The organism is Bacillus sp. V33-4, assembly GCF_002860225.1.
Taxonomy (GTDB): Bacteria; Bacillota; Bacilli; order Bacillales; family Cytobacillaceae; genus Bacillus_BJ; species Bacillus_BJ canaveralius.
Map to the genome: position 1 here is coordinate 1 of NZ_PGVC01000051.1, position 24,513 is coordinate 24,513.

At 45.6% G+C, this 24,513-nt stretch carries 22 protein-coding genes, 1 other RNA gene and 1 other annotated feature; of the genes, 4 read left to right on the top strand and 19 right to left on the bottom strand.

The annotated features are described in order from the left end of the window. Positions 1–65: 65 nt before the first annotated feature. The 8 genes from CVD23_RS17685 to CVD23_RS17720 all read right to left on the bottom strand — a co-directional run bounded on the left by CVD23_RS17685 (position 66) and on the right by CVD23_RS17720 (position 8,400). Complete coding sequence (locus tag CVD23_RS17685) at positions 66–995, bottom strand: peptidase U32 family protein (protein WP_101666723.1); 930 nt, start codon at positions 993–995, stop codon at positions 66–68. 5 nt (positions 996–1,000) lie between these two features. After that, on the bottom strand, positions 1,001–1,636 hold the full coding sequence (locus CVD23_RS17690; protein WP_101666724.1) for an O-methyltransferase: 636 nt from the start codon (positions 1,634–1,636) through the stop codon (positions 1,001–1,003). A 254-nt stretch (positions 1,637–1,890) separates the two neighbouring features. Further along, on the bottom strand, positions 1,891–3,024 hold the full coding sequence (gene mltG, locus CVD23_RS17695) for an endolytic transglycosylase MltG (RefSeq protein ID WP_101666725.1): 1,134 nt from the start codon (positions 3,022–3,024) through the stop codon (positions 1,891–1,893). A gap of 237 nt (positions 3,025–3,261) precedes the next feature. Further along, entirely contained in the window at positions 3,262–3,552 is a 291-nt protein-coding gene (locus tag CVD23_RS17700; RefSeq protein WP_101579207.1) for a DUF1292 domain-containing protein, read from the bottom strand. A 14-nt stretch (positions 3,553–3,566) separates the two neighbouring features. Further along, complete coding sequence (gene ruvX / locus CVD23_RS17705; protein ID WP_101579206.1) at positions 3,567–3,983, bottom strand: Holliday junction resolvase RuvX; 417 nt, start codon at positions 3,981–3,983, stop codon at positions 3,567–3,569. 3 nt (positions 3,984–3,986) lie between these two features. Next, a complete protein-coding gene (locus CVD23_RS17710) occupies positions 3,987–4,253 on the bottom strand; it encodes an IreB family regulatory phosphoprotein (RefSeq protein ID WP_101579205.1) in 267 nt (88 codons plus the stop codon). Positions 4,254–4,327: 74 nt separating this feature from the next. Next, positions 4,328–6,961: an alanine--tRNA ligase gene (gene alaS, locus CVD23_RS17715; protein WP_101666726.1), complete on the bottom strand. Its 2,634-nt coding sequence runs from the start codon at positions 6,959–6,961 to the stop codon at positions 4,328–4,330. 356 nt (positions 6,962–7,317) lie between these two features. Further along, positions 7,318–8,400: an AI-2E family transporter gene (locus CVD23_RS17720; RefSeq protein WP_101579203.1), complete on the bottom strand. Its 1,083-nt coding sequence runs from the start codon at positions 8,398–8,400 to the stop codon at positions 7,318–7,320. A gap of 172 nt (positions 8,401–8,572) precedes the next feature. On the opposite strand from CVD23_RS17720, the gene CVD23_RS17725 reads away from it, so the two are divergent. Together CVD23_RS17725 and CVD23_RS17730 are read left to right on the top strand one after the other, a co-directional pair. Beyond that, on the top strand, positions 8,573–9,046 hold the full coding sequence (locus CVD23_RS17725) for a PRC-barrel domain-containing protein (RefSeq protein WP_101666727.1): 474 nt from the start codon (positions 8,573–8,575) through the stop codon (positions 9,044–9,046). Positions 9,047–9,057: 11 nt separating this feature from the next. Next, positions 9,058–9,249: a hypothetical protein gene (locus CVD23_RS17730; RefSeq protein WP_101579201.1), complete on the top strand. Its 192-nt coding sequence runs from the start codon at positions 9,058–9,060 to the stop codon at positions 9,247–9,249. Positions 9,250–9,297: 48 nt separating this feature from the next. Here the strand turns inward: CVD23_RS17730 and recD2 are convergent, their stop codons facing one another. The 6 genes from recD2 to CVD23_RS17760 form a co-directional block, all read right to left on the bottom strand. After that, a complete protein-coding gene (recD2, locus tag CVD23_RS17735; protein WP_101579200.1) occupies positions 9,298–11,709 on the bottom strand; it encodes an SF1B family DNA helicase RecD2 in 2,412 nt (803 codons plus the stop codon). Positions 11,710–11,736: 27 nt separating this feature from the next. Next, a complete protein-coding gene (locus tag CVD23_RS17740; protein ID WP_101666734.1) occupies positions 11,737–12,399 on the bottom strand; it encodes a tetratricopeptide repeat protein in 663 nt (220 codons plus the stop codon). 127 nt (positions 12,400–12,526) lie between these two features. Next, on the bottom strand, positions 12,527–13,642 hold the full coding sequence (mnmA, locus tag CVD23_RS17745) for a tRNA 2-thiouridine(34) synthase MnmA (protein ID WP_101579199.1): 1,116 nt from the start codon (positions 13,640–13,642) through the stop codon (positions 12,527–12,529). Positions 13,643–13,676: 34 nt separating this feature from the next. Further along, positions 13,677–14,819: a cysteine desulfurase family protein gene (locus CVD23_RS17750; RefSeq protein ID WP_101579198.1), complete on the bottom strand. Its 1,143-nt coding sequence runs from the start codon at positions 14,817–14,819 to the stop codon at positions 13,677–13,679. 71 nt (positions 14,820–14,890) lie between these two features. Next, a complete protein-coding gene (cymR, locus tag CVD23_RS17755) occupies positions 14,891–15,310 on the bottom strand; it encodes a cysteine metabolism transcriptional regulator CymR (RefSeq protein ID WP_101579197.1) in 420 nt (139 codons plus the stop codon). Then, entirely contained in the window at positions 15,307–15,996 is a 690-nt protein-coding gene (locus tag CVD23_RS17760) for a YczE/YyaS/YitT family protein (RefSeq protein ID WP_101666728.1), read from the bottom strand. The genes cymR and CVD23_RS17760 overlap by 4 nt, the downstream gene beginning before the upstream one ends. A 200-nt stretch (positions 15,997–16,196) precedes the next feature. Here CVD23_RS17760 and CVD23_RS17765 point away from each other — a divergent pair, with 200 nt between their 5' ends. Next, entirely contained in the window at positions 16,197–17,465 is a 1,269-nt protein-coding gene (locus tag CVD23_RS17765; protein WP_101666729.1) for a replication-associated recombination protein A, read from the top strand. 74 nt (positions 17,466–17,539) lie between these two features. Here the strand turns inward: CVD23_RS17765 and CVD23_RS17770 are convergent, their stop codons facing one another. The 5 genes from CVD23_RS17770 to CVD23_RS22070 form a co-directional block, all read right to left on the bottom strand. Continuing rightward, positions 17,540–18,307, bottom strand: a complete 768-nt coding sequence (locus tag CVD23_RS17770; protein ID WP_101579664.1) for a tRNA threonylcarbamoyladenosine dehydratase — start codon at positions 18,305–18,307, stop codon at positions 17,540–17,542. 326 nt (positions 18,308–18,633) lie between these two features. Continuing rightward, a non-coding RNA gene (gene ssrS, locus CVD23_RS17775) (6S RNA) lies at positions 18,634–18,822 on the bottom strand. Positions 18,823–18,884: 62 nt separating this feature from the next. Next, positions 18,885–20,660: an aspartate--tRNA ligase gene (gene aspS, locus CVD23_RS17780; protein ID WP_101579663.1), complete on the bottom strand. Its 1,776-nt coding sequence runs from the start codon at positions 20,658–20,660 to the stop codon at positions 18,885–18,887. 12 nt (positions 20,661–20,672) lie between these two features. Continuing rightward, positions 20,673–21,944: a histidine--tRNA ligase gene (gene hisS / locus CVD23_RS17785; RefSeq protein WP_101579662.1), complete on the bottom strand. Its 1,272-nt coding sequence runs from the start codon at positions 21,942–21,944 to the stop codon at positions 20,673–20,675. A gap of 72 nt (positions 21,945–22,016) precedes the next feature. After that, positions 22,017–22,254: a binding site (T-box leader), on the bottom strand. Between the two features lie 64 nt (positions 22,255–22,318). Beyond that, the gene (locus tag CVD23_RS22070; RefSeq protein ID WP_180955712.1) at positions 22,319–22,495 is read right to left on the bottom strand and encodes a hypothetical protein; all 177 of its coding nucleotides are present in this window, start codon (positions 22,493–22,495) and stop codon (positions 22,319–22,321) included. 190 nt (positions 22,496–22,685) lie between these two features. Here CVD23_RS22070 and CVD23_RS17790 point away from each other — a divergent pair, with 190 nt between their 5' ends. After that, on the top strand, positions 22,686–24,476 hold the full coding sequence (locus tag CVD23_RS17790; protein WP_101579661.1) for an SH3 domain-containing protein: 1,791 nt from the start codon (positions 22,686–22,688) through the stop codon (positions 24,474–24,476). The last annotated feature ends 37 nt before the right edge of the window (positions 24,477–24,513 follow it).

The following is a 24,513-nucleotide window of genomic DNA, read 5'->3' on the forward strand; positions in this document are numbered from 1 at the left end:
GAACGACTTCAGTGTCAGGTCCTCCAACGCCTGTCAGGGCTGACCAAGGCGCTTCCGCATTTCGGTCAATAGACCGTCTCTTTAAAGAAAAATCCTGTATCAAGCGGGCGGTTTTCAGGCTGCAATTCTTCTATGTTTGCAAAAAGACTGTGCTTTTCCTCATCGTATTGATCCGGATTTTCGACACATAGATCAATCGCTTTTCGATAAAGCTTCGTAACTTCAAGAATATATTCAGGGCACTTTAAGATCCCGTCAATTTTAAAAGAGTCGATGCCCGCTTCAACCATTTCCTGAAGCTCATCGATCATGCAAATATCATTAGGGCTCATGATATGGGTGCCATTTTCGTCTTCAAAAATCGGATATTTGTTGTCCCGCTCTTTATCATGGAGGAACATATCCCCTGCCTGTTGGCGATTCTCCACTTCCATCGCCTTTCCTTGATATTCAAAATAGTTTCCAAGCAGGGAGCGCTTCGATTGGAACATTGCCGTCATTCCATGGACCTGGACCTCGAGTTCAACTTCAGCATGCTCTTTCATCTCGACAATCGCATCGATGTTTATCTCCCTTGCTAATACGGCCCGCTTCGCACCTTTTCGGCCCCAGTAGTTGCAAGTATACCAATTTGTTGCCGTTGTTTCTGTATTCCAGTGCAGCTTCATCTCGGGAGCTGCAAGGCGCGCCGCCATTAACACAGCAGGATCGCCAAAAATAACCGCATCTGCTTTTGCCTCTTTCAAAAAGTGAATATAGTCCTCAAGCTCGTCCACTTTCTCATTATGAAAGATCGCATTCATCTCTATGTATACTTTTTTATTGTGAGAGTGGGCAAGATCGACCGCCTTTACGATCGCATCCCGGTCAAATTCACCGGCTAGGCGCAGGCCATAGCGCTGTTCCCCGATCACGAAAGCGTCCGCACCGGCAATAGATAAAGGAACAATATCCCCGACACTGACAGGTGTAACTAATAATTCTGGTTTTTTCATTGCTTTCACCTCTTTTTGCTGACGGCAATTCCATCCCCAACAGGGAGGATAACGGTGTCATAATCAGGATGGTTTACAAGCCAGCTATTAAAATCTTTTATCTTGTTTACTAAGCTCCGCGTGCGCTTATGATCAATCTGCTCTGCTGATACAAGTCCTTTAAACAAGACGTTATCTGTTATCATTAACCCTCCTGCTTTGAGGAAGGCGGAATATAACTCAAAAAATCGGCGGTACTGCCCTTTGGCGGCATCAATGAAGATCGCATCAAATGGCGCATGGGATGCAACCTCGACATCAACCTGAAGAGCATCTCCTTTTACCAACGTGATCATGCTGTTACCCGCTTTTTTAAAGTTCTCGAGGGCGATCGCCGCTCTCTCCTCATCTCTTTCAACCGTGACGATTTTAGCAGAAGGGAGCGCCAGCGACATCCGTAAAGCGGAATAGCCGATCGCCGCTCCGATTTCAAGAATTGAATCAGGCCGATGAATTCTGAGCAGCTGCAGCAGCACTTCCATGCCGCTATTTTCCATAATCGGAACATGATAAAGTGCGGCGTACCTTTCAATTTCCATTATCAGCTCTGGACGCTCTGGAATTAATTCGTCTAAATATGCTTGCAGCTCTTCATTCAACAAAGCCATCTCACCTCACGGTTCTGGATCTTGTTTCGGCGCTAATCCCAGCCGCCGTTTTATCCATCCTTACGTTTTTTCACATTTTAGACATGAAAAAATAGCGTGCACAGGATAAATGAAGACACTGGCCGATTCATTTATCAACTCAGCTGTAAAGCCGGTATCCTTGGACGCTATCAGGTCTGTTAAAACACCTGATCTATTTTATCATAAAATAAACGGGGAATGCTAATTTTTCTGCATTCCCCTTTTCACTAATTATTTGTGATGTGTTCAGCTTTTTTCTGATTATGTTCATCAAGGGTTTCTGAAAACAGGACATCACCTTTTGAAGTTGCCAGGAAATAAAGATAGTTGGTTTCCTTTGGGTTTATTGCAGCTTCAATCGACATCACGCCTGCATTGGCGATTGGTCCTGGCGGCAGTCCTTGATTCTGGTAGGTGTTGTAAGGAGAATCAATTTCAAGATCTTCATACAAGACCCTGCCTTTATGTTCGCCATGGGCGTACAGGACGGTAGGATCTGTCTGTAAAGGCATGCCTGTGTCAATCCGGTTGTAAAAGACACTGGCAATTTGATAACGGTCCGCCTGCTCGGTTGCTTCCTCTTCAATTAATGAAGCCATTGTTAATAGCTTATGAGCAGTAAAAGCCTGCTCTTCCATCTGTTCCGAGTATTCAGCCAGAACAGCGTTTGTTTTATCGAGCATAACCGATACAATTTCTTCCAATGTAGGCTGTTCAGTATAGAATGGATAAGTTGCCGGGAACAGATACCCTTCTAATGGGTGTTTAACATTTGCATTAAAAATTTCTTCTGTCAGCACTTCCGGATATTTGGTCCGCAATCCATCAATGAATGCCCGATCGTTAAGCTGATTGAACACGTCTGCTTGCTCGCTGTTTGTTTTTTCAGCGATAATCCCCGCAATCTCCGACAGCTGCTTTCCTTCCGGGATCGTCATTCTAAATACTTCATCCTGCAATACCCGGCCTGTTTTTAAACTTTCGATAATCTCGGGAATTGTCATCGACGGGTTCATATTATAGTTACCGGCCATAAATCCGGATTCATTTTTCAATTTTACATAATATTTGAATACGCGCGCATCTTTGATGACACCGCTCGATTCTAATATTTCAGCAATGCCGCTCACGGATGAACCGATCGGAATCTCAACCGGTTTTTTCGTTTCATTGCCTGGGTCTACAGGCTTTAGCGCTGATTGAATATAAAAATAGCCTCCTGCTGTCAATCCACCGATTAGCAGAAAAAGCACAATCGCAATGATAAAGACAATTTTGCGAACAACTTTAGCTTCTGACTGGTGTTCAAGCTTTTTTTGGCGAATCAGTTCTTTTTTGCTGTTCTGTTCTTCTGTTGACATCGTAATCCCCTCCAAGGCAAAGGGCCGAAATGACACAACTATCGTATGTAACCCTTTTCGTACATCTCGCATCATTATACTATATTTTCTTTTTTTCGTCGCAAAATATTGCAAAAATTTCACACGTCAGCATCGTTACGACAATATTTATTTTAAACAGTTTGTTCAAAACAACTTTTACCAGCCGGGATCAAAATAAAAAGCAGGCTGGCCCTTGGAGGACCAGCCTGTTCTCGCTTATTCTTCTTCGTCTTGATTTTCAAGAAACGTGTTGAGCATTTCTTCAATCATATCCCATTCCTCGTCCGTTTCAATCGGCATCAGTTCGCCTTCCTCATTCTCTTCGGTTGGCATGAATGCGGAAGCGTGAATTTCAATATCTTCTTCATCGTCCTCATCGGCGCCGACTGGGTAGTAAAGAACATATGATTTGCCGAACTCTTCAGAGTCGAATGTAAACAACACTTCGCAAAGCTGTTCATTTCCTTCTTCATCCACTACTGTAATATGATTTTCTCCGTGGTCCATTTCTTTTCACCTCATTAATTTTTGCTGTCCAGATATCCCTGCAGAATCATGCCGGCAGCCATTTTGTCGATCACTTTACTGCGCTTTTTCCGGCTGACATCCGCTTCGAGCAGAATCCGTTCAGCGGCAACTGTAGTCAGTCGTTCATCCCAGAGCACAACAGGGAGGCCAAACCTTTTTTCGAGTTCACTTGCATAAAATCGGCTTGCTTCGCCGCGTGGTCCGATTGTTCCATTCATATTCTTCGGCAAACCGACCACCACTTCGCCAACTTCATACTCTTTTATTATTTTACCAATTTGCTCGAAACCAAACTCTTTTTCTTCTTCATTTATCCGGATTGTTTCCAACCCCTGAGCAGTCCAGCCTAATTCATCGCTGACCGCAACCCCGACTGTTTTCGAGCCGACGTCCAATCCCAGTGTCCGCATACGCTATCCCTCTCGCTGCTGCTTTAAATATGATTTTACCAATTCTTCGATGATTTCGTCCCGTTCAAGCTTGCGGATAATATTGCGTGCATCTCTATGGCGCGGGATGTAAGCAGGATCTCCTGACAGCAGGTAACCAACGATTTGATTAATCGGGTTGTAGCCTTTTTCCTGCAAGGCCTCATACACTTGAAAAAGAACATCGTTTACGTCATGTTCAAAAGGCTCTTCAGGAAAGTTAAATCTCATCGTTTTATCAAAAGAGCTCATATTTTGCACCTCGCTTTGCGATAATACGCTATCAATCATTAATTACCTACATTTTACACTAGTTTGGCCCGATATCAAATTGATTTTACCCATTCCTCGACAAATTCAAGGGCAGCATCAAGTTTATTCGGGTCTTTACCGCCTGCCTGTGCCATGTCAGGCCGTCCGCCGCCCCCGCCGCCGCACCGCGTTGCCACTTCTTTAACGAGTTTGCCGGCGTGGTATCCTTTTTCAATCAAGTCTTTAGTGACACCGGCAATGATGTTCACTTTGTCTTCATGGACGCTGCCGAGAACAATCACGGCTGAGCCAAGTTTGTTTTTCAAATCGTCTGCCATATTGCGAAGGTTGTTCATATCGGCTGCTTGAACTTTTGCAGCCAGGTAGGTAATTCCGTTCGCCTCACGCGCTTTCGAGACAAGGCTCCCTGCTTCAATATTTCCAAGCTTCCCAGCAAGCGATTCGTTTTCACGCTGGAGCTGTTTGATCTCCGCAAGCAATGAATCGATTCGAGCTGAAACCTCTTTCGGATTGGTTTTCAGCTTTGCTGCCGCTTCTTTTAATACCGAGACTTGTTCGTTTAATACTTGGTAGGCCGCCTCACCGGTCACTGCTTCAATTCGTCTTGTACCTGCGCCAATGCCGCTTTCCGATAAAATTTTGAACAAGCCAATAACGGAAGTGTTTGGAACATGGCAGCCGCCGCAAAGCTCAAGGCTGTAATCGCCAACCTGGACCACCCTGACAATCTTGCCGTATTTTTCTCCGAACAGGGCCATTGCCCCCATTGCCTTTGCCTCATCAATCGGCTTGTAATCGATGTTTACACCGATGCCGCGCCAAATCTTATCATTCACAATGCTTTCAATCTTTTCAAGCTCTTCAGTACTAACATGTCCAAAGTGGGAAAAGTCAAAGCGAAGCCGGTCAGGTCCGACGAGGGAGCCGGCCTGGTTTACATGGGCTCCTAAAACATCTTTCAAAGCTTGGTGCAATAGATGCGTCGCAGTATGATTTTTAATTACTTTTGCACGGTTCGCCTTATTCACAACAGCTGCTACTTGTTGGCCTTTTTGGAGCTTGCCTTCTTTAATCACCGCACGATGAAGATTTTGTCCATTTGGAGCCTTTTGAACATCAAGCACATGAACTAAAAGCCCTGTGGCAGAAAGAGTCCCTATATCAGCAATCTGCCCGCCGCTCTCAGCATAAAACGGCGTCTGATCAAGGATGAGCTGGACTTCATCGCCAACAGTGGCTGCATCGGCGAGTTCCCCATCTTTTACAATCGTAACGACATTCGCTTTTGTTTCAAGCTGATCATAGCCGACAAACTTGCTGTCGTCTTTGATTTCCCCGAGAATGCCGCCTTGAACCTGCATCGATCCAACATCGTGCCGGGCAGACCGGGCCCGATCCCGCTGGTTTGCCATTTCTTTTTCAAAGCCTTCGTGATCGATAGTCAGCCCGGCCTCTTCCGCGTATTCCTCTGTTAATTCGACAGGGAAGCCATAAGTGTCGTAAAGACGGAACACATCAGCGCCCTGAATAATTCGGCTGCCTAGTTCCGTTTCTTTGTTGATAACACTCTCTAAAATCGCCAAGCCCTCATGCAGCGTTTCATGGAACCGTTCTTCTTCGTTTTTAATGACCTTTTGAATAAACTCGGTTTTTTGCTGGACATCCGAATAAAAATCGGCCATGATTTCGCTGACAACCGGAACAAGCTCAAACATAAATGGCTTGTCAATGTTTATGAGCTTGGCATAGCGCACGGCCCGTCTCAGCAGGCGGCGCAGAACATAGCCCCTGCCTTCGTTGGACGGCAGTGCGCCGTCGCCTACGGCAAAGGCGACCGTTCGAATATGATCGGCAATCACTTTGAACGCTGTATCCTTCTCCTGATTACTGCCGTATTTTTCACCAGAGATTTGTTCTGTCACTTTAATAATCGGCACGAAAAGATCCGTGTCAAAGTTGGTCGGCACATCCTGGACGACCGATGCCATCCGCTCAAGCCCCATCCCCGTATCAATGTTTTTCTTTGGAAGCGGTGTATAAGTACCGTCAGGGTTATGATTGAATTCTGAAAAAACGAGATTCCATACCTCGAGATAACGGTCATTTTCGCCGCCCGGATATAGCTCCGCATCTTCTGGATCATTGCCGTACTTTGGACCCCGGTCATAGAAAATTTCCGTGTTCGGACCACTCGGCCCTTCACCAATATCCCAAAAATTCCCTTCTAACCGAATAATTCGTTCCTCAGGAAGCCCGATTTTCTTGTTCCAAATTTCATAAGCTTCGTCATCCTCGGGATGTATCGTCACAGACAATAGCTCCGGCTTAAATCCTATCCATTTTCGGTCGGTAAGAAATTCCCAGGCCCATACAATGGCTTCCTCTTTAAAATAGTCGCCAATTGAAAAGTTCCCCAGCATCTCAAAAAATGTATGATGTCTTGCTGTCTTTCCGACGTTCTCAATATCGTTCGTGCGAATCGACTTCTGTGCATTGGTGATGCGCGGATTTTCAGGTACGACCCGTCCATCAAAGTATTTTTTTAATGTTGCCACACCGCTGTTGATCCACAGCAATGAAGGATCATCGTGCGGAACAAGCGGAGCGCTTGGTTCAACCGCATGCCCTTTTTCTTTAAAAAATTCAAGAAACATCCGGCGAATTTGTGATCCTGTTAACTGCTTCATTACTATGCCCTCCTTATAAAATATTTAACGAATGTGTTTACCCACGTTGAAAAAGAAAACACAAAAAGCCCTCATCCCCTTACAGGGACGAGAGCTAACTCGCGGTACCACCCTGATAATGGACGCATTGATGCATCCACCTCTCAATCACCATAACGCGGTTAAACGGCAGTGGTTAGCTGCATTCCGGATTAGCGTTCTGCTGCTTTCATTTAGAATTCCTTTCAGCCCGGGGGAATTCTTCTCTTACGCTCGGGAGCGCTTAAATGGCTATTCAGCATACTCGATCCTTCAACATGTTTGCTATTATTCTTATACCCGCATTATATAAAAGCGGTGAATCGTTTGTCAAACTGTCAATCACCGCCGCGGACGAGTTGTTTATTTCTGCTGAAATGGTCTTTTGCGTGGACGATCGCCACTTTTGCGACTGCCATAACCGGGACAGCCAGTATCAACCCCGTGACTCCGCCCACTTCTCCCCCGGCCAGCAACGCGAGCATAATAAACAGCGGATGCATATGAAGGCTTTTGCCAATGATTAATGGCGAGAGGATATTCCCTTCTAAAAACTGCAGTGAGAAAACAATAATGATCGACAATACAACCATTTTTAACGAAATCGTTGCCGCCAGAACCGCGGCTGGAATGACCCCAATAAAAGGGCCAAAATAAGGAATGATGTTGGTCACTCCAACAATTAGCCCGAGCAAAAGTGGATACCTCATCCCGATCATCCAAAACAGCAATGTCGACAGCGCCGCCATAATAAAACAGACAAACAGCTGGCCCCTGATATAACCTCCCAACGATTTATCGACATCCCTTAGAAACAATTCTGCATGCTTTCGCCATGTTCGCGGCGTTAAGTACCATGCAGCCTTTTTGATTAAGAGATGATCCTTAAGCATGTAAAAGGCGATAAACGGAATAATTGCGACAATCAACAGTGAATTAATAACAGCAACAAGCGCGTCGATGATCCGGGCCAGCATCCGGTCCAATGCTTTTTCCGCCGATGCAATATTTTCATCGATCCGGTCCTGGACCCCGTCAGGCCATGCCGACGTCCGGCTTTGAATCGTATCAATCCAGCTGCGGTATTGGTTTGCAAACTCCGGGGCATGTTCCGAAAGATCCTTCAACTGGACAATAAAAGCAGGAATCCCTTTGTAAAAGGCCCAGCCCAGCCCCCCAAAAAACAGAAAATAAATAATAAATACAGCGAGGCCCCTGTGCAAACCAGCTTCGTGCAATTTTTCAACAACCGGGTGAAGAAGATAAGTAATAAAAGCCGAAATCAGAAAAGGCAGCAACACGGTCATGATCACTTCTAATATCGGCAGCCAAATTTGCTGCAGTTTTAAAAAAGTAAACAACACAATAAATAGTAGCAGCATGAAGCCGAGCCGGTAATACCATTTCATCCTTATTTCCAAAATTACCAGCCTCCTTTGCAATTATTGTTGGAGGAATACTTGGAAATATACATGAGGCTGCCTGTTTCACGACATTGCAATGAAATTTTCACCATGGCTGGAAGCGGTTTTCCGTTATTTTTTTCAAAAGAACAACAAAAAATAAACAGGCCAAGAAAGGCGGGAGATTCCTTTGCGGACATTCTCACTATTAAAAGGACTGCCCGTGTATGAACTGAAAAGCGGGAATAAAATTGGCGAGGTTTGTGATCTTAGTATTACCGCAAACGGGCGGGTACTGGGATTGCTGTTGCGGAAAGGGGCATTGTTCCGCAAATCATATATTATCAAAGTGGAAAATGTTGCTTCATTTGGCTGGGATGGGATCATTGTAGACAGTGTTGATGTTTTGGAACCCGTCAAAAATCCTCCTGATTATACGATTGAGCACCAGCAAAATCTGTCAGGCAAAATGTTGATCACTACAGAAGGAGAAAAGCTTGGCCTTCTTCAGGATGTATATTTTATGGAAGAAGTGGGAACGATCATAGGGTATGAATTAACAGATGGTTTCTTTTCTGATATTACGGAGGGGAGACGGGTCGTTAAAACGGCTGAACCGCCAGCAATCGGGAATGACGCCATCATTGTTAACGTAAAAACGTGAGGTGTAATCCCATGCTGAAATGCCCTAATTGCCAAAGCAAAGATATCGGAAAAATTGGCATCAACCAATATTATTGTTGGAGTTGTTTTATTGAGCTTACTTTATCTCAAGGAATCATCAATACGCATCAGGTTGAGGAAGACGGAACATTAAGCTCTCTTGATGATCTTTTCGATGAACATGAGCGCCGTTACAGCAGTTAATGCTTATATGAAGGGACCGGAAGGATGAACCATTGCCGGTCTCTTTTCTCACTGCAGGTTTTCAAGAAAATCATAGGGAGTAGTATTCTCCATCCCGATCATTGGGTCTGCATTCATTAATTGCTCTTCATATGAGATTTCCTTTTCGGAAGATGGAGCCACTTCCTGCTCGTAACCGCCCCGAATAGAGGCGCGGAGCTTTGCCGAAAGCGTTGTGTTCCGGGCCTGATCGTCGGCTCTTTCAACTCCGATCCGCAAAGCGTCGGGCTCGCCGCACAAAATTAAAAATTGCTTGCTTCTTGTAATCCCGGTGTAGATCAGGTTTCGGCGCAGCATTCGGTAATAACTTTTCACGACAGGCAAAATCACAATCGGGAATTCGCTTCCCTGGGATTTATGGACTGAACAGCAATAGGCATGGGTGATCTGATTTAAATCCTGCCTTGTATATGTGGCTTCGACTCCATCAAATGAAACGATCACCATATCCTGCTTTTCCGTGTTTTCCCGCGCGTAAAAAATAGAGACAATTTCGCCAATATCCCCGTTATAAACATGGCTTTCCGGCTGATTGACAAGCTGGAGTACCTTATCTCCAATCCGGTATTTTACGTCCCCGAACGAAATCTCTTTTCTCGTCCCATCAGGGTTCGGATTAAAAATCTCCTGAAGCATCACGTTCAACCTGTCAATTCCGGCCGGTCCCCTGTACATAGGAGCCAGAACCTGAATATCTTTGGCCGAATAGCCTTTCTTTTTTGCATTGAATGCGACTTTTTCAATGACATCGGCAACTTGTGCCGGCGAGCATTTAATGAACGAGCGGTCAGGCTGCTGTACGGAAATATTTTGCGGAAGCTGGCCATTTTTTATCGAGTGGGCAAGCTCAATGATGCTCGACCCCTCAGCCTGTCGGTAAATATCGCTAAGCAGGACAGTGGGAACGCATTCAGACTGGAGCAAATCCTTTAAAACCTGGCCGGGTCCGACAGATGGAAGCTGGTCCTCGTCACCAACAAGAATAACTTGAATATTGGCGGGCAATGCTTTGAAAAGCTGGTTTGCCAGCCAAATATCAACCATAGACGTTTCGTCTACGATCAAGATTTTGCCTTCGAGCGGGTTATCCTCATGATGGTCAAAACCCTCTGTACCATTCCAGCCAAGCAGCCGGTGGATCGTCACTGCAGGCAGGCCCGTTGACTCCGTCATCCGCTTCGCTGCCCTTCCTGTCGGGGCAGCCAGTAAAAACGGAAACGGCTCTTCTTTTTTATAATCTTTCGGGTCCAATGAACAGCCGTGCAGTTCGGCATAAAGCTCGACAATCCCTTTAATCACGGTGGTCTTGCCGGTGCCGGGACCGCCAGTCAGAATAAGCATTGGTGACATCAGTGCCGTTTGAATCGCTTCTTTCTGGGATGGCGCATACTGGACACCGAGCCGCTCTTCAAGGCTGCCAAGCGCCAGCAAAAATTCCGACTCGGGAAACTGGTCCTTATATTCCGTCTGGCTAAGCAGCCGCTTAATATTGGTTACGACTCCTTTTTCCGAGAAAAATAAAGAAGGCAAGTAAAGGCGCTTTTCTTCAACGACCAGCTTTCCTTCCTGTTCCAGCTTGACCAGTTCGTTTGAAATGTGTTGAAACTCGATTTCCTCGTGCTGGTTGTCTTCAAGCAGCTTTTTGACAGACTCGAGCACATCCGCGGCATTTGCAAAAACATGGCCGGCCTGCATGCTCTCCAGTTCGAGGCAATAGAGGCAGGCCGCTTTGATCCGATCAGGATGGCTGCCCCTGATCCCGAGCTGATAGCCGAGTTCATCAGCCCTTCCGAAGCCGATTCCCTCCACATCCTCAACAAGCTTATACGGATTCGATTGGAGAATCTCAATCGTATTCTCTTTATAGGCTTGATAAATTTTCATCGATAGCTGCGGACCAAACCCATATTCATTCAAGGCAACCATGATTTGTTCAAGCCCCTGATGCTCCATCAGCGTATCATACAGCTGTTTCGCTTTATCAGGCGGAAGCTTGGGAATCGTATCGAGAATCGATGGTTGGCTCAAAATACGGGAGATCGCATTTTCTCCCAATGTGTCAACGATCTTCTCGGCTGTTTTTTTCCCGATCCCTTTAAAAAGCTCCCCGGACAAATAATTGATTACACCTTGTTTTGATTGTGGAAGGTCCTTGCGGAAATGGCTAACCTGGTACTGTAAGCCAAATTTAGGATGATCCTTAAACTCGCCGAAAAAAACATATGATTCCTGTTCGTGAATTCTCGGGAAGTACCCGGTGATAACCGCTTCTTTATCCTCGTATTCTTCATTCGTTTCTTCAATACGGATGCGAAGCACCGTATACAAATTTTGTTCATTATGAAAAATCGTCACTAAATGTTTTCCTCTGACAAACTTCCCTTGCTCTGAAAATAATTCTAGCGAATTTTGCTTATCCACCGGGTTTCCCTCCTTTTCGTCAAATTTTTAAATCGTTTCGTCGCCATTTTCAAGCAGCTTTTTGCCATAGCCGGCGAGTAAATGGTCCGGTTGAATATCGAGCGCTTTTTCAAACATAGCCAGCGCCTTTCCCGGCTGTTCCTTAAAGCCAAAAGCGACTCCAAGGTTATAAAAAGCATCCGCATGCTCAGCATCTATTTCAATACATTTTTCAAATTGCGTGATCGCTTCATCAAGTAAATCCTGCTGGGCCAGGCATAGGCCGTATTGAAATCTTGCTTCTGGATCTTCGTCATTTAACTCCGTACTTCTTTGCAGGTATGGAAGCGCAAAACGAGGCTGCTCGAGCTGCACGAACGACATCCCGAGCATAAAGAAATTATCGGCTGAATCGAGACCGTTTTTCATCGCTTTTTCAAACATGTTTTTTGCTTCTGCAAACTGCTCGTTTTCAAAATATAAATTCCCGGCGCTGTAATACGCAGCAGCAGCAGCTTCATCCAGAGCAATTGCCTTTTCATAAAACTTAAGGGCCCTGTCCGTTTCGCCAACCGCGGCAAGAACATTACCAAAATTAATATAAGCAACGGGATCGTGAGGATTTTCCTCTATCGCTGCTGAAAAAAGTTTGGCCGCTTCCTCCCAATTTCCTTCTTTCATATATTGAATACCTAATTGGTTTTTATCCATGATCGCGCACGCTCCGTTCTCAATGAAAGTATAGCACAATTGGGAATATTTATTTGTATCCATCCCCGTTTTGGCGGAAAAAAACCCCGATTCCGGCTTGGCAGGAATCAAGGGTTACATTCATACATTAGCCTACATACGTAAGCTGCTCTCCATCCATATATATCTCGTCAATTGTTCCGCCTCCGAGGCATTCATCCCCTTGATAAAACACAACCGCTTGTCCGGGAGTAACCGCCCTTATCGGTTCATGGAAGACAACTTTCGCCTTGCCATCTTCAAGCAGTTGCACAGTTACTTTGTTATCAGGCTGGCGGTAGCGGAATTTCGCTGTGCATTCGAACTCCACCGGTTTCGGCTTGCCGGATACCCAGCTGACATTAACCGCTGTGATTGAGTCGGAATACAGCTTTTCATTCTCGAATCCCTGGCCGACATAAAGCACATTTCTCTCCAGGTCCTTGCCGACCACAAACCATGGATCACCAGAACCGCCGATCCCGAGACCGTGACGCTGACCGATTGTATAATACATCAACCCGTCATGCTTGCCCATAACTTCACCATCAAAAGTTTCCATATTTCCGGGCTGGGCTGGAAGGTAATTGCCAAGGAACTCCTTAAAGTTTCTTTCACCGATAAAGCAAATGCCTGTGCTGTCTTTTTTCGTTGCAGTTGCAAGACCGGCTTTAAGAGCAATTTCCCTAACTTCCGACTTTTCCAAGCCGCCAATTGGAAACATGACTTTTTCAAGCTGGGACTGGGTCAACTGATTCAGAAAATAGGTCTGGTCTTTATTCTCATCCAGGCCGCGCAGCATTTTGTACTCGCCGTCACGGAACTCCACCTGTGCATAATGGCCTGTTGCTAAATAATCGGCTCCAAGCTTTACAGCATGCTCAAGAAACGCTTTAAATTTAATTTCCTTGTTGCACATCACATCCGGATTTGGAGTTCTGCCTGCTTTATATTCTTCAAGGAAATAAGTAAAGACTTTTTCCCAATATTGCTTTTCAAAATTAACCGCATAGTAGGGAATGCCGATTTGATTGCAGACGCGAATGACATCATTATAATCCTCAGTCGCAGTACAAACGCCATTTTCATCCGTATCGTCCCAGTTTTTCATAAAAATGCCGATCACATCATAGCCTTGCTGCTTGAGCAAAAGGGCAGCCACCGACGAGTCTACCCCACCTGACATTCCAACGACCACTCTCGTGTTTTCTGGGAGTTTAGTCATATTATTCACTCCGCTTCTTTTATGCTGTCTATCTTCAAGCGGTTAGCCGCTTAACAATTTTAGCTGTTTCACTTGCTGCTTTTTCCACTTGTTCCGCTGTATTGTTCAAACCGAAGCTGTAACGAATCGAGTTTTTAGTCCGGTCTGAGTCTTTGCCGAACATAGCCACAAGAACATGCGAGGGATCAATCGAGCCTGCTGTGCATGCCGATCCGCTTGATGCCGCGATTCCGGCAAGGTCAAGATTCACAAGCATTGCTTCAACATCCGTCCCCGGAAAGCTTAAGTTTAAAACATGGGGCAACGAATTATCAAGCGAACTGTTTATGAAAAACTTTACTCCTTCTTTTTCAAGGCGATCGACAAACAGCTTTTTAAAGGAACGATAACGGCTTCGTCTTTCTTCCAGCTCCGTTTGCGAAATAATCACAGCCTCACGAAAGCCGGCAATTGCTGCCACATTTTCAGTTCCGGCGCGCCGTTTTCTTTCCTGCTCTCCTCCGAATGTCCGAGGAGACAGCTTGACTCCTTCGCGGCTGTATAAAAAGCCAATCCCTTTTGGGCCGTTGATTTTATGTGCTGAAACGGACAGCAAATCAACTGAAAGTTCGTTCACATCAAGCGTTTCAACGCCATATGCCTGGACAGCATCCGTATGAAACAAAGCTTGGTGGTTTTTAAGCAGTTCGCCAACCTCTTTGATCGGCTCAATCACTCCAACCTCATTATTGCCATACATGATCGAAACTAAAATTGTGTCGTCCCTTAAAGCTTGCTTAAACTCAGCAATAGAAATGCTTCCGGTCTCATCGACCGGCAAATAAGTCACATCAAAGCCGAGCCTCTCCAATTGCCGGCAGGCATGCAGGACAGCATGATGCTCAACGGCCGTTGTTATGATATGCTTTCCGTTATGCTTATTGGCTTCTGCCCCGCCGATCACTGCTAAATTATCCGCTTCGGTGCCGCCGCCGGTAAAAACAATTTCATTGGGCTTCGCACCAATGCTTCTCGCCAGCACCTCGCGGGCATCATCAACAAGATGCCGTGCTTCTCTTCCAAACGAATGGATGCTTGACGGATTGCCGAACTGGGATTCCATCGTCTCAACCATTTTTTGGATGACGTTTGGATGCATCGGGGCTGTTGCAGCATGATCCAAGTAAATGCGTTCCAATATTTTCACCTTCTTTTTTTAAAAACAAATTGCTTTATTGTCAGGCTTTAGGCTACCCCATTGGTTGCTGATTATATATAAAACATATAAGAATCTGAATCACCATTATCCGTGTAATTTGATAAGTCTTCCAATGTTGTGCTATCAAGGACTTCCTTTACAGCATCGCGGATTCTCATCCATAATTCGCGCTTCGCCGGTTCTTCATCTTCGATTCCCTCGACCGGGCTGATTGGCCCTTCAAGGACGCGAATAATATCGCCAGATGTGATTTTCGAAGGCAAATCGCCAAGAATATAGCCCCCGTAAGCACCGCGGATGCTCTTCACGAGGCCTGCATTGCGCAGTGGCGCGATCAGTTGCTCCAAATAATGCTCGGATAAACCATTCGTTTGCGCAATCGATTTAAGTGATATCGGTCCTTCACCATGCTTTTTGGCGAGCTCAATCATGATCGTTAAGCCGTAACGCCCTTTTGTAGAAATTTTCATATCCCAACACCCCGCTTCGTCTCTTCACTTGTATCGATCGAAATACTGTGTTTATTTTTTAAATGAGCGAGCCAATAATCTGTTAATGCCTGGGTTTGCGGCAAAGCGTATCCAACTACCGGCCCAATTGTCAGGCTGAACAGGATTGTTCCCCAGAAAATCGGTCCGCCAAGCTGCCAGCCAATAAACAACACCAAGAATTCCATTCCTGCCCGGACATTGCGCACCTTCCAGCCTGTTTTTGAGGTGACCGCAATCATCAAGCTGTCGCGGGGTCCTGCTCCAAACTGCGCAGATATGTACAGGCCCATACCATACCCCATTAAAACGATCCCCGCAAGGAGCATAATTCCCTTTCCAAAAAGTGAGGATGGCGTGTTCAGAAAAGGCAGCAATAAATATAAATCAATAAAAACACCGACGAGCACCATATTCAAAAAAGCGCCAAACTGAGGGATTTCTTTTGAAATAAGTGCTGCAACTGTTAAAATAATAAAGCCGACAATAATCGACCAGCTTCCGATTGTCAGCCCGACGCGGTAAAACAAACCAACATGGAGAACATCCCAGGGTGTCGCCCCGAGATCCCCTTTAATCATCAGGACGATCCCGAATGACATGATTAACAAACCTGTCACATAAATAAAAAACCTCGGACCAACCTGCCCCTTTCTTTTTCTGATCATTTCTGTTCAAGACTCCCCGCCCGTTTATTCTGTCTATCGTGTATGCTTTTTTAAACTTGCTTTAAATTCATAGTAGCCAGGTAGGCATTAGATATTATAGCACAATTACACAGGCAAATGCATTCCAGTTAAGAAGTTCGTATGTTACATTTAAAAAAACATTCAGTTATTTATCATCGATTTATATTGGAGAGATGAATATGAGTCAAAAACCGCTCGCTTTTCGGATGCGGCCGCGTACAATAGAAGAAATCATCGGCCAGGAGCATTTAGTCGGTCCCGGCAAGATTATTGCCAGAATGGTGAAGGCAAAGCAATTGTCTTCGATGATCCTATACGGCCCGCCAGGCATTGGCAAAACCTCGATTGCAAGCGCCATCGCCGGAAGTACAAAATATGCGTTTCGAACCTTAAACGCTGTTACCAATAATAAGAAAGACCTTGGAATTGTTGCGGCTGAAGCAAAAATGTCAGGAAAAGTGATCCTCTTGCTCGACGAGGTTCATCGCTTGGATAAAGGGAAACAGGATTTTCTTCTTCCTTACCTCGAAAATGGAATGATAACCTTAATCGGGGCAACGACAAGCAACCCGTATCATGCCATCAATCCGGCAATCAGGAGCCGGACGCAAATTTTCGAATTAAAGCCGTTAGAGGTAAATGAAATTAAAGCTGCGTTGATGCGGGCCCTGGAGGATGAGGAACGGGGGCTTGGCGGATATACAGTCAACATTTCCGAAGATGCCCTTATGCATCTTGCAACCGCCTCAAATGGTGATGTCAGAAGTGCTTTAAATGCGCTGGAGCTTGCTGTTCTCTCCAGTGAAAAAAATAATGAAGGTATTATTACAATTGGAATAGACACTGCTGAAGAGTGCATCCAGAGAAAAAGTTTAACTTATGATAAAGACGGGGACGGCCATTATGATGTGATTTCGGCATTTCAGAAATCAATCAGGGGAAGTGATGTCAATGCTGCGCTCCACTATTTAGGCCGATTAATTGAAGCCGGTGATCTTGTCTCCTTGAGCCGGCGGCTGCTCGTGATTGCGTACGAAGATATCGGCCTGGCCAATCCCCAGGCAGGAGCACGAACATTAGCAGCGGTCGAAACTGCAGAACGGCTCGGCTTTCCTGAAGCCCGGATTCCGCTTGCCAATGCCGTGATTGAGCTTTGCCTATCGCCCAAATCCAACGCTGCCTACACAGCCCTTGACGCTGCGCTTGCTGATATCCGCGCAGGCAATAGCGGCGAAATTCCTGACCATTTAAGGGATGCCCATTATAAAGGTGCAAAAGAGCTTGGCAGAGGAATCGGCTATTTATATCCACACGATTACGAGAACGGATGGGTGAAACAGCAGTACTTACCGGATCGAATCAAGAATAAAGAGTATTACCATCCGAAGAAGACGGGGAAATTTGAGCAGGCACTTGCTGCAGTTTATGAGAAACTGAAAGTCAGATAAAAACAAAACCAGACAAAAAACGCGAGGCGTTTTTGTCTGGTTTTTATCTTTCATATTGAACTCCTAAATCCAGCCTACTGTTCGCTCCTGACGCGATGGATTTTAACTCCGTGCAGCAATTCTTTCACGACATGACTGGCCATGATCAGGCCGGCAACGGATGGAACAAACGCATTGGATGATGGCGGCATCTTTGCTTTGCGAATTGGCGCTTTGTCATTGCCGACTTCTTTTCTGACGTCCTCACGAATCACAATTGGGCTTTCATCGGAAAACACAACCGGGACTCCTGTGCGAATGCCCTCTTTCCGCAATGTTGTCCGGATTACTTTTGCAATCGGGTCTGTATGCGTTTTTGAAATATCGGCAATTTGAAAGCGGGTCGGATCCATTTTGTTGGCCGCTCCCATGCTGGAGATCATCGGAATATTGCGCTTTAAGCATTCTTTGATTAAATGAATTTTATAGGAAATGGTATCGGAAGCATCAACGACATAATCAAGATTATAGCTAAAGATCTCTTCATAAGTTTCTTCCGTGTAAAACATTTTTAAAGCAATCACTTCACAGTCAGGATTTATATCCTCAATCCGCTCTTTCATGATCTCCACCTTGGGCCTGCCCACTGTCGACAGCAAGGCAATAATTTGCCGGTTCACGTTCGTAATATCAACATCATCTTTGTCTATCAATACCAGCCTGCCGACGCCTGATCTTGCCAGAGCCTCTGCTGAAAAAGAACCGACCCCGCCAATGCCAAGCACGGCGACAGTTGCATTCTTCATCTTTTCGAGCCCTTGTTTACCGATCGCGAGCTCATTGCGCGAAAATTGGTGTAACATCTATTTCAACTCCGTTATTCTCTTAAATTGTATAAATTTCATAAAGCATTTCTTTGAGTGAATTTCATAAAAGCAGTCTTTAACTGAGAAACGAACGGTTATTTATAATTAAGACAGTATTATTCGTTTCCTACGGCATACTCCTGTTAATTTAGACAACTTCATTCGTTTTTCGGTTTAGCTTGTTACATTGTGAAATTTACTCCTTTATGTATTACCCGATAATGAATATATCATACTTACCGGCAAAAACAAGTGGTTTCCGCGATTATCAATAAGAAAACCCCATACGAAGACCGCATGAGGTTTAAAGCCGTATGTACTGAAAGAGTCCCAATCGTGCCGTTGACTTTAATTGATGCCTTCGTTTTGAACCCGCTCTCGCAGGTGGGTGTCCTGTTCCAAACTTTTGTAAGTCCTTGGATAGGCATTTACGCAGAGTGGAAACGCAGACTCCCGAAGTTAAAAATGTTCGGTCAAAACTTCAGGAATTACAACGAACACATCAGGACTCTTTTTCTATTGATTGTATCTTACCATATTCGCAAGCCGTTTTCAAGAAACTGGTTATAGGTAATTACTCATCTTTCTTAACATTCAGTGACAAATGCAATTCTTTAAGCTGGGCAGGATCGACCTCTCCCGGGGCGTCCGTCAATAGACAGCTGGCACTCGCCGTTTTCGGGAAAGCAATCGTATCACGAAGATTTGATCTTCCGGCGAGCAGCATCACAAGCCGGTCAAGCCCAAGTGCAATGCCCCCGTGCGGCGGTGTCCCATATTCGAAGGCTTCCAGCAGGAAACCGAACTGTTCGTTCGCTTCCTCTGGTGTAAAGCCGAGAATTGAAAACATTTTCTCCTGGATGTCACGTTCAAAAATACGGAGGGAGCCTCCGCCAAGCTCAAAACCGTTAAGAACAAGGTCATAGGCCTGTGCCCTTACCCTGGCAGGATCCGATTCGAGCAGGTGCATATCTTCCCTTGCCGGCATCGTGAACGGATGATGTGCCGCATAGTAGCGGCCCTCTTCTTCATCATACTCCAACAGCGGCCAGTCGGTCACCCAGAGGAAGTTGAACTGGCTCTGGTCAATAAGACCCAGGTCTTTGCCAAGCTTCAATCTTAACGCTCCGAGGGAGTCGGCAACAACGTTTTTCTTGTCAGCAACAAACAGGATGAGGTCGCCCGGTTCTACTTGCAAAATTTTCTTGAACTCTGCCTGTTCTTCATCCGAGACAAATTTGCTGATTGGACCTTTTAAGCCGTCTTCTTCTGCCTTGAGCCAGGCAAGGCCTTTTGCCCCGTAACGTGCAGCAAATTCGGTTAGGGCGTCAATATCCTTTCTTGAATATTGCGGAGCGGCTCCTTTAACATTTAGAGCCTTAACCTGCCCTCCGCCGGAAACAGCGCCGGCAAACACTTTAAAACCTGAATTTTTAACAACTTCGGAAAGGTCAGTCAGCTCCATTCCAAAGCGGGTATCCGGTTTGTCTGAACCATAGCGGCTCATCGCCTCTGCATACGTCATGCGCGGAAATGGCAGCTGTACATTCATTCCTTTCACTTCGCTCATGATTTTCTCCATCATCGTTTCCATCAAAGAAATGATGTCTTCCTGACTCATGAAGCTTGTTTCAATATCGAGCTGGGTGAATTCGGGCTGACGGTCAGCGCGCAAGTCCTCATCACGGAAGCAACGGGCAATCTGATAATATCGTTCAATTCCGCCGACCATAAGGAGCTGCTTGAAAAGCTGTGGAGATTGGGGCAGAGCATAAAACTCACCCGGATGAACCCGGCTTGGAACAAGGTAATCGCGGGCTCCCTCTGGTGTGCTTTTCGTTAAGATCGGCGTTTCAATATCTAAAAACCCTTCTCCATCAAGGTAGTCGCGCATCACCTTTGTAACCTTGTGGCGCATTTTAAAGGTTTCAACCATGACAGGACGGCGCAAATCCAAATAGCGGTATTTTAAACGGATTTCTTCCGCCACATCTGTCTTGTCGCTAATCGGAAATGGAGGTGTTTTCGATTCATTGATAATCGACACTTTTTCTGCATGAATTTCGATTTTGCCTGTTTTTAAATTCTCATTGATGGTTCCTGCTTCTCTGGCAACAACCGTTCCCTCAACATCAAGCACGTATTCTGAACGGATTTTTTCGGCTGCCGCAAGCGCATCCTTCGAAGCATCAGGGTTAAAAACGACTTGGACGATGCCTGTTCTGTCGCGAAGGTCAATGAAGATCAGCCCGCCGAGATCGCGGCGTTTTTGAACCCAGCCTTTTAGCGTTACTTTTTCACCAATAGCTTTCTCTGTTACTTCACCGCAAAAATAGGTTCTCCCAAACATATTCATCCTCCTCTAGTTCAACAGCTCTTTCAATTTATCTATCAATGAATCAAGGCTGATCTCAGTTTGTTCCCCAGTCTCCATATTCTTTAAATTAATTTTATTCGTTTGCAACTCATCATCGCCGAGGACGGCCACAAATTTTGCATGGCTTCGGTCCGCCGCCTTAAACTGTCCTTTAATTTTCCGGTCAAGATAGTCGCGTTCTGCAGAAAACCCTGCCGCTCTCAATTCGTGCAGTAAGCCAACCGTGTAATCTTTTGCTTCATCGCCGAGATAAACAAGGTAACAATCAATGCCTTGAGCTATGGGCAATTCGACCTTTTCAGCCTCAAGTGCAGCAATCAAACGTTCGATGCTGAGCGCAAAACCGATGCCTGGTGTCTCCGGTCCGCCGATTTCCTGGACGAGCCCGTTGTATCTGCCGCCGCCGCAAAGGGTCGTAATCGCGCCGAACCCTTCTGCCTCGCTCATAATTTCAAAAGCAGTATGATAATAGTAATCAAGGCCGCGCACTAGGTTGGCATCGACTTCAAATGAAATGCCAAGATCGGTTAAGTATTTTTGCACCTTTAGAAAATATTCCCTGGAATCTTCATTTAAAAAATCAAGAATCGATGGGGCTGTCTCCATCAGCTCGTGGTCGCGGTCCTGCTTGCAATCGAGAATCCGCAACGGATTTGTCCGAAGTCGGTTTTGGCAGTCTGCGCAAAATTCCCCGATCCGGGGCTGGAAGTGGTTAACCAGTGCATCTCTGTGCGCTTTACGGCTGTCTTTGTCACCAAGGCTGTTGATGACAACTTTCAGGGATTTGAGGCCAAGCTCCCGATACAGCATGACGGCGAGCGAGATTACTTCAGCATCAATCGCTGGATCAGCACTGCCGAGAGCCTCCACTCCAAACTGGACAAACTGGCGATACCTGCCTGCCTGGGGCCGTTCATACCGGAACATCGGACCCATATAGTAAAGCTTGACCGGCTGGTTTGCATGGCCAAACATCTTATTTTCGACAAAAGAACGAACAGCCGAAGCCGTTCCTTCCGGCCTTAGCGTCAGACTCCGTTCCCCCCGGTCTTCGAAGGTGTACATTTCCTTTTGGACAATATCTGTCGAATCACCAACACTTCTTGTGAACAATTCAGTATGTTCAAAAATTGGCGTTCTGATTTCGCGGTATTGATACTTTTTACAGAGGTCGCGCGCCTTTTGTTCAATCAGCTGCCATATATCTGATTGTCCGGGCAAGATGTCTTGCGTTCCTCTTGGGATTTGAATCGACATGGTTTTTCCTCCTCCTGAAACTGGTTATGTATGGCAAAACAAAAAAACTCCCGGTCCCTTGTCTATTGCTAAACAAGGGACGAGAGTTTAGATTCCCGTGGTGCCACCCCAATTGAAGCCTGAAAAAAGACTTCCTCTTTAACAGTTAACGCCTGCTTACGTTCATCTCCTACTAAAGAACAAGTCTTTTTCAAAGTGAAGCCTACGGAGTGTTCGTTCATTAAGGGATCATGCGGATCTGCTTTCAGCCTGGGACAAATCCTCTCTTTTCATGCAGTTCTTAACTACTGTTCTCCATCATCGGTTTAAGTGAAATTTAGGACATTTTTATTTATATAATAATACGGAGCATCCTTTTGAATGTCAAGGGCCAATTACGACCTCTCCATTTGCTTCTTTAGCTTGCGGACGTCTCTGATCGTTAAACCGAACTCAGAAGCGAGTTCAAAAGTACTTGTATTTTGCTCCTTCTCAATAAAATCATGAAAATCCACACCGAACAGCTGGTTCTCACCCGAATGGGCCGACAGCCCTTTTTCACTAAATCTCATCTTTGACCATCCTTTGTTTGGGACAAGCGGAAAACCGCTTGTATCTGTTTTCCTCTATCGTCTATTCTGCCCATGGCAGCTAAAATTTTTCAAACTTAATGAGATTTTTTAAAAGTTTAGGAACTATGGACGATATTAACAAATAAGGAATGAATTTATTTTGTTTGTCCGTTAAAATAAGTTTATATATTTGATCAAGGGGGGAATCTGTCTGAAAAAAAATAAATTAATCCTTTTCCTCACTTGCATACTTTTAATCACCGGCACATCGCAGCCGCGCCTCGCGGATGCATCCGGCAGTTCCGTCACGATTACGGCAAGCACGCTGAATGTCAGGGAGGGTCCTGGACTCAGCTCCAAGGTCGTCGGCAAAGTGAAAAACGGAGAAAAATATTCTGTAAAAAAAGTCGACGGAGATTGGATTCAAATAAAGCTGGATAATGGCCGGAACGGTTGGGTCGCGAACTGGCATGTTTCTTCTGATCTGAAAAACTCTGCCGAAAGGGTTGCTGCAACAAGCGGCACAGGAAGCGTTACAACGGATGGTTTGCGAATGAGAAAAGGGCCGGGCACCGAGTTTCAAGTTGTTGCGGTTTTAAGCAACGGCCAGACGGTAGACATTCTTGAAACGAACGACAATTGGACAAAGATCAAAACACCGGACGGAGAAGGCTGGATTTCAAAGGAATATTTGACGGAAACAGCCGCCCCGGACCAAGAAAAGAAGCGGACTAATAAATCCGGAAAAAAAAGCGGGACGGCGACCGTGAACTTGTTAAATGTCAGGGATCAGCCATCACGGCAAAGCAGTGTGGTTAAAAAACTCGAGGAAGGCGAGACATTTCAGATCGTGTCTGAAAAAGACGGCTGGATGGAAATCAGCATCTCAGGACAGACTGGATGGGTTAGCAGCGAGTATGTGGCAACAAATTCCCGGAGTAAGACAAAAAAAGCCATGGAGAAATCAGCAGCGCCTGACTCGAACGGCGTAACTGCTACAGCAACCGCCGATAACCTCCAAGTCCGTGCAGAAGGAACATTTGAAGCTGAGGTTATCAGTTCTATTTCAAAAGGTGAGGAATATCCAATCCTTGAAGAAAAAAATAATTGGACAAAGATCGAATATGAATCAGGGTCATCCGGCTGGGTGGCAAGCTGGTATCTGAGTAAATCGGCGCGCAAGAGCAGCAAAGCGACAAAAGAAGAGATTAAAAACAGCGCGGTTACGATTTTACATGATGGAACGAACATTCGCAGTAAACCGGGCGTTGATCACTCTGTTATCAGTCGGGCAGACCAGGGAACATCCTTTCAAGTAGCCAGCATGAAAAATGACTGGTATGAAATCGAACTTTCAAACGGATCAACCGGCTTTATCGCAGGCTGGCTTGTTTCAGTCAACGGCCCGGCCCCGAAAATAGAGAAGGCTGGCGGCGAGAAGCACATAAAAGGGAAAACAATTATCATTGACCCAGGTCATGGCGGAAGGGATCTTGGCGCGACCGGCGCAGCTGGAACCAACGAGAATGAACTGACCCTGACAACTGCAAAGCTGTTATATGATAAGCTAAAAGCAGCGGGTGCCAATGTCATTCTTACCCGCAGCAACGATACATACAAATCGTTAAAAGCAAGAGTAAAACTTGCGCATTCCGAGGGTGCTGATGCCTTTATCAGTATTCACTACGACAGCATTGACGACCAGACTGTAAGAGGAATGACCAGCTTTTACTATCATGACTATCAAAAACCTTTAGCTGATTCCATTCATGCAGCTGCCGCAGGCCGGACAACAATCAAGGATCGCGGCGTGCGCCACGGCGATTATTTAGTTTTAAGGGAAAATAAACAGACAGCAGTTCTTCTGGAGCTTGGTTACCTTAGCAACCCAGCTGAAGAAATACTTATCACATCCGGGACCTATCAGGAATCGATTGCTTCGGGAGTCTTTGACGGCCTAACCCGCTATTTCAAAAAATAGGACAAGCTTTAAAAGCAAGTAATAGAACAGTAAAAAA

Coding starts and splice junctions, on each gene's coding strand:
- CVD23_RS17700 (WP_101579207.1), bottom strand. CDS start 3,552: ATGGACCACGGAGAAAATCATATTACAGTAGTGGATGAAGAAGGAAAT.
- hisS (WP_101579662.1), bottom strand. CDS start 21,944: ATGTCGATTCAAATCCCAAGAGGAACGCAAGACATCTTGCCCGGACAA.
- CVD23_RS22070 (WP_180955712.1), bottom strand. CDS start 22,495: ATGAGATTTAGTGAAAAAGGGCTGTCGGCCCATTCGGGTGAGAACCAG.
- ruvX (WP_101579206.1), bottom strand. CDS start 3,983: ATGCGGACACTGGGATTGGACGTCGGCTCGAAAACAGTCGGGGTTGCG.
- CVD23_RS17685 (WP_101666723.1), bottom strand. CDS start 995: ATGAAAAAACCAGAATTATTAGTTACACCTGTCAGTGTCGGGGATATT.
- CVD23_RS17760 (WP_101666728.1), bottom strand. CDS start 15,996: ATGATCAGAAAAAGAAAGGGGCAGGTTGGTCCGAGGTTTTTTATTTAT.
- CVD23_RS17740 (WP_101666734.1), bottom strand. CDS start 12,399: ATGGATAAAAACCAATTAGGTATTCAATATATGAAAGAAGGAAATTGG.
- mltG (WP_101666725.1), bottom strand. CDS start 3,024: ATGTCAACAGAAGAACAGAACAGCAAAAAAGAACTGATTCGCCAAAAA.
- CVD23_RS17765 (WP_101666729.1), top strand. CDS start 16,197: ATGAGTCAAAAACCGCTCGCTTTTCGGATGCGGCCGCGTACAATAGAA.
- mnmA (WP_101579199.1), bottom strand. CDS start 13,642: ATGACTAAACTCCCAGAAAACACGAGAGTGGTCGTTGGAATGTCAGGT.
- aspS (WP_101579663.1), bottom strand. CDS start 20,660: ATGTTTGGGAGAACCTATTTTTGCGGTGAAGTAACAGAGAAAGCTATT.
- alaS (WP_101666726.1), bottom strand. CDS start 6,961: ATGAAGCAGTTAACAGGATCACAAATTCGCCGGATGTTTCTTGAATTT.
- cymR (WP_101579197.1), bottom strand. CDS start 15,310: ATGAAAATTTCTACAAAAGGGCGTTACGGCTTAACGATCATGATTGAG.
- CVD23_RS17730 (WP_101579201.1), top strand. CDS start 9,058: ATGCTGAAATGCCCTAATTGCCAAAGCAAAGATATCGGAAAAATTGGC.
- CVD23_RS17770 (WP_101579664.1), bottom strand. CDS start 18,307: ATGTTACACCAATTTTCGCGCAATGAGCTCGCGATCGGTAAACAAGGG.
- CVD23_RS17710 (WP_101579205.1), bottom strand. CDS start 4,253: ATGAGCTCTTTTGATAAAACGATGAGATTTAACTTTCCTGAAGAGCCT.